The 4,260-nt window shown below is 63.7% G+C and carries 7 protein-coding genes; 5 read left to right on the forward strand and 2 right to left on the reverse strand.

All coding sequences use genetic code 11. From position 1 onward, the window contains the following. From urtD to B3D39_RS07420, 5 genes are all read left to right on the forward strand, one after another. Positions 1-631 (forward strand): urea ABC transporter ATP-binding protein UrtD (urtD, locus tag B3D39_RS07400; RefSeq protein ID WP_286789565.1); only part of this gene is annotated, 631 nt, incomplete at its 5' end. 16 nt (positions 632-647) lie between these two features. After that, entirely contained in the window at positions 648-1,343 is a 696-nt protein-coding gene (gene urtE, locus B3D39_RS07405) for an urea ABC transporter ATP-binding subunit UrtE (protein WP_274963847.1), read from the forward strand. Positions 1,344-1,559: 216 nt separating this feature from the next. After that, complete coding sequence (locus tag B3D39_RS07410) at positions 1,560-2,033, forward strand: c-type cytochrome (RefSeq protein WP_274963846.1); 474 nt, start codon at positions 1,560-1,562, stop codon at positions 2,031-2,033. A gap of 89 nt (positions 2,034-2,122) precedes the next feature. Next, positions 2,123-2,617: a DUF6647 family protein gene (locus tag B3D39_RS07415; protein WP_078541840.1), complete on the forward strand. Its 495-nt coding sequence runs from the start codon at positions 2,123-2,125 to the stop codon at positions 2,615-2,617. A 165-nt stretch (positions 2,618-2,782) separates the two neighbouring features. Continuing rightward, positions 2,783-3,346, forward strand: a complete 564-nt coding sequence (locus tag B3D39_RS07420; protein WP_078520252.1) for a CHAP domain-containing protein — start codon at positions 2,783-2,785, stop codon at positions 3,344-3,346. 21 nt (positions 3,347-3,367) lie between these two features. On the opposite strand, the gene B3D39_RS07425 is transcribed toward B3D39_RS07420, so the two are convergent. Together B3D39_RS07425 and B3D39_RS07430 are read right to left on the reverse strand one after the other, a co-directional pair. Further along, a complete protein-coding gene (locus B3D39_RS07425) occupies positions 3,368-3,769 on the reverse strand; it encodes a hypothetical protein (RefSeq protein ID WP_078520251.1) in 402 nt (133 codons plus the stop codon). Positions 3,770-3,796: 27 nt separating this feature from the next. Beyond that, on the reverse strand, positions 3,797-4,260 hold a 464-nt coding region (locus B3D39_RS07430; RefSeq protein WP_286789566.1), incomplete at its 5' end, for an aminotransferase class I/II-fold pyridoxal phosphate-dependent enzyme.

The following is a 4,260-nucleotide window of genomic DNA, read 5'->3' on the forward strand; positions in this document are numbered from 1 at the left end:
GCCGAACGGGGCGGGCAAGACGACCTTCATGGATATCGTCACCGGCAAGACCCGGCCCGACGAGGGCTCGGTGTTGTGGGGGGAAAGCTCGACCAACCTGCTGCGTTTGAACGAGGCGAAGATCGCGCGGATCGGGATCGGGCGGAAATTCCAGAAGCCCACCGTGTTCGAGGATCAGACCGTCACCGAGAACCTGATGATGGCGCTCAAGGCCAATCGCAGCCCCTTCGCGGTGCTGGGCTGGAAGGCCGGCGATGCCGATCGTGCGCGCGTCGAAGAGATCGCGGCGCAGGTGGGCCTCGCCGATCAACTGCCGCGCAAATCGGGCGAGCTGAGCCACGGGCAGAAGCAATGGCTGGAGATCGGGATGCTCTTGGCGCAGGAGCCGAAGCTGCTGCTGGTCGACGAACCCGCGGCCGGGATGACCTTGGCCGAGCGCGAGCAGACCACCGCGCTGCTGGTCGATCTGGCGCGCGATCATGCCGTGGTCGTGGTCGAGCATGATATGGAATTCGTGCGCCGTCTGAACTGCAAGGTGACGGTGCTGCATGAGGGGTCGGTTCTGGCGGAAGGCTCGCTCGACCATGTGACCGCCGACAAACGCGTGATCGAGGTGTATCTTGGCCGCTGATCTGACAAAACCCGCGATGCTGAAGACCGAGGGGCTGACGCTCCATTACGGCGGCAGCCAGATCCTGCACGGGATCGACATGGTGGCGCGTGCGGGCGAGGTGACCTGCATCATGGGCACAAACGGGGTTGGCAAGACCTCGCTGCTGAAAGCGATCTCGGGGACGCATCTGCGCTCGGGCGGGACGGTTACGCTCGATGGCGCCGAGATGGGCCGGGTGCCGCCGCAGGCGATGGCGAAGGCGGGGCTGGGTTACGTGCCGCAGGGCCGGATGATCTTCCCGCTGCTGACCGTGCGCGAGAACATGGAGACGGCCTTCGCCTGCCTTCCGAAATCCGAGCATGTCATCCCGGATGAAATCTATGAGCTCTTCCCGATCCTGAAGGACTTTCTCAATCGCCGGGGTGGGGACCTCTCGGGCGGGCAGCAACAGCAATTGGCGATTGCCCGCGCGATGCTGATGAAGCCGAAGCTGCTTCTCCTGGACGAGCCCACCGAGGGCATCCAGCCCAACATCATCCAGCAGATCGGGCGGGTGATTTCCTACCTGCGCGAGAAGGGCGATATGGCGATTGTGCTGGTCGAGCAGTATTTTGATTTCGCGCATGATCTGGGCGATAGTTTCTACGTGCTCAAGCGCGGCGCGGTCGCGATGGAGGGGACGAAAGAGACCCTGACGCGCGAGGCATTGCGCGAGGTGGTCAGCGTCTGAGGCAGACGGCGCAGCCCGCTTCGCGCCTTCGCGAGGTTTGTGCCTCATCGCTGTCCGTTGCCTGAGCGCGGCTGCGAGAGCCTATCTTTTATCTAATTGCCCGACTCGCCCCTTTGGGCGCATCCTTTCCGCAAGGTCAGGTCTGTTTGGACGTAAGGCCGGACCTCAGGGAGAGGCGCGCCGGGAGGGGCGCGTCTGTTAGGGAGGGAGAAACCCATGAAACGCGTTCTTATTCTGGCCGCGCTTGGCGCGCTGGCCAGCTCTTCGGCTGTTGTTGCTCAGGAGGTCTCGGTGGAGCGGGGCAAACTGGTCTCGATCACCTCGGGATGCCACGACTGCCACACGGCCGGGTACAACGAGTCCGGCGGCAAGATCGACCCGGAGGCGGCGCTCAAAGGCGTGCCGCTTGGCTGGCAGGGGCCGTGGGGCACGACCTACGCGGTCAATTTGCGCCTTGAGATCAAAGATATGGACGAGGACGGTTTCGTGGAATACGCGAAGACCTTCGACGCCAAGCCGCCAATGCCGTTCTACAACGTGCATGCAATGCCCGAGAGCGATCTGCGCTCGCTTTACCAGTATATCAAATCGCTCGGAGACCCGGGGGATCCGATGCCCGAGGCCTTGCCGCCCGGGGAGGCCCCGACGACGCCCTATATCGTGATGGCGCCGCCGATGATGCCGAACTAGGAAGGCGCGGTTTGCGCCATCGGCCCTAATGATCGGCATCAATTCCGAGATCCGCACGTAGCTGCTATCCTGTCAGGAGAGGAGGCGTGATGATCCGAGCCATCGTCATAGGGCTTGCACTGTTATGTCCGGCAGCGGTCGGGGCCTGTCCCGCGCCGCTGCCGATGTCTGTGCCCGATGCGGTGACGGAAGCGCTCGCCGAATGGATCGAGGCGCATAGCGACTACACGGTGCCGGAGGGCGCGCCTGCGATCTTCATGTGCCAGAGCGGGGAGGTCATCACCTATGAGGGGCACGATCTTCTGGTCGATTCCGATCTGCGCGCGGCCTATGATCTGGTGGAGGATCGAATCTTCCTCGTCGGGCCGTGGTCCGAAGACGATCCGATGCAGCTTTCCTCGCTGTTGCATGAGTTGATCCATCGCGCTCAGTTCCACGCGCGCGACTGGCCCTGTCCGGCGGCGGCCGAGCCGGAGGCCTACCGTTTGCAGGAGGCGTGGCTGGCCGAGCGGGGAATCGATCCGGGCTTTGAATGGGTCGAGATTTACCTGCATGCGCGCTGTCCCTCGGACCGTCACCCGTAGGGCACGCATCGCGAGATCGCAAAAGGTTCCCAAGATTACATTCCTGTAAGCGGATTGTTGCCAACCCGCTGATGCGCGGCGAAATTCTCCTTCGGCGAAGGGGGTATTCGAGGCTATGGAGGTGGTAACGAAGACGCAACAATTCGACATCGACAGTGATCGCCCATGCTCTCTATCTCTGACCTTGCGGGCCGCGCGGCCCCTCTTTCGCTTGTTCTGATCGCGGCTCTGACCGTCTCGGCCTGCACCCCGACCACCGGCGACCGGATGGGCTTTGCCAGCGCGCGGGATCAGGCGGGTGCGGTCAATCTCGAGCGCCGCGCCTATGCGGTCGAAGTGGCCAAGCAGATGCGCGCCAAGCGCCAGCGCGTCTGGTGCGTGCCGTTTGCGCGCAATGCCTCGGGCATCGACATTCGCGGCAATGCCAAGACGTGGTGGTCGCAGGCCAAGGGGCTCTATGCGCGCGGTCATCAGCCGAAGGTCGGTGCGGTGATGGCGTTCTCGGCGACCGGTCGCAATCCGCTGGGTCATATCGCGGTGGTGTCGGGCGTCGACTCGCCGCGTCAGATCCGCGTCGATCACGCGAATTGGGAGCGTAACAAGGTGTCGCTCGACATGGTCGTGGTGGATGTCTCCGAGAAGAACGACTGGAGCCGCGTGCGCGTCATGAGCAATCCCGGCGCGCTGGGCCGCGTCTATCCGATCACCGGGTTCATCTCGAAAGGCTGAGGCCGGAGGGGTCGGGGGCGCTCAGCCCTCGCTGGTCAGCCGCTCGGCCTTCTTGCGCACCAGAACGCTGCGCAGGTCGTGCATTGTCAGCAACAGCGTATCCGTGATCTCTTCGAGCTGGGCATCGGTCGCTTTCGACTGCGCCCATTGCGTGACGAGATTTAGGTGATCGACCGCGCGCAGGATGTCGTCGACATCGCGCTGGGCGAGCACCTCACGGCGATGCGCCATCCACGCCTCGATCTCGGCGCGGTCTTCCTCGGTCAGAACCCGGTCGCCCTGCGGTTTGATCTCGCCATTGCGGATGTTGATATTGGCGATCGGGTCCATCTCGATCCGGCGCTGACGGTTCTCGGTATCGACGCGAAACACCGTCGCGCCGTTTTCCTTCACCCGGAAGTAATACTCGGGCAAGTCAGTCATTCGCCAGTCTCCCTCGGCCGTTCCGCCTTATGACAGCCCTTCGCAGAAGGCCTTGATCCGGGCGCAGGCCTCGGTCAGGGCCGCGTCCGATGTAGCGTAGCTGATGCGGAAATTCGGTGAAAGCCCGAAGGCCGCGCCGAAGACCACCGCGACGTTGTTTTCCTCCAAGAGCGCATTGGCGAAATCCTCGTCGCTCTCGATCTTGCGCCCACCTGCGGAGGTCTTGCCGATGCAGTCCTTGATCGAGGGGTAGACGTAGAACGCGCCCTCGGGCGTCGGGCAGGAGATGCCGGGGCAGGCGTTGAGCCCGGCCACCACCAGATCGCGCCGCCGCTTGAAGGCGGTGCAGAAGGTGTCGATGAAATCCTGCGGGCCGTTGAGCGCCTCGACGGCTGCCCATTGCGAGATCGAGCAGGGGTTCGAGGTGGACTGGCTCTGCACCTTGCGCATCGCCGCGATCAGCTCTTTCGGGCCCGCCGCGTAGCCGATCC

The sequence above is a fragment of the Thioclava sp. UBA3469 genome (genome assembly GCF_002378135.1).
GTDB classification, from domain to species: domain Bacteria; phylum Pseudomonadota; class Alphaproteobacteria; order Rhodobacterales; family Rhodobacteraceae; genus Thioclava; species Thioclava sediminum.

Bases quoted from the DNA above. Each gene is read 5' to 3' on its own strand.
- urtE (WP_274963847.1), top strand. From the start codon at position 648: ATGCTGAAGACCGAGGGGCTGACGCTCCATTACGGCGGCAGCCAGATC.
- B3D39_RS07410 (WP_274963846.1), top strand. From the start codon at position 1,560: ATGAAACGCGTTCTTATTCTGGCCGCGCTTGGCGCGCTGGCCAGCTCT.
- B3D39_RS07415 (WP_078541840.1), top strand. From the start codon at position 2,123: ATGATCCGAGCCATCGTCATAGGGCTTGCACTGTTATGTCCGGCAGCG.
- B3D39_RS07420 (WP_078520252.1), top strand. From the start codon at position 2,783: ATGCTCTCTATCTCTGACCTTGCGGGCCGCGCGGCCCCTCTTTCGCTT.
- B3D39_RS07425 (WP_078520251.1), bottom strand. From the start codon at position 3,769: ATGACTGACTTGCCCGAGTATTACTTCCGGGTGAAGGAAAACGGCGCG.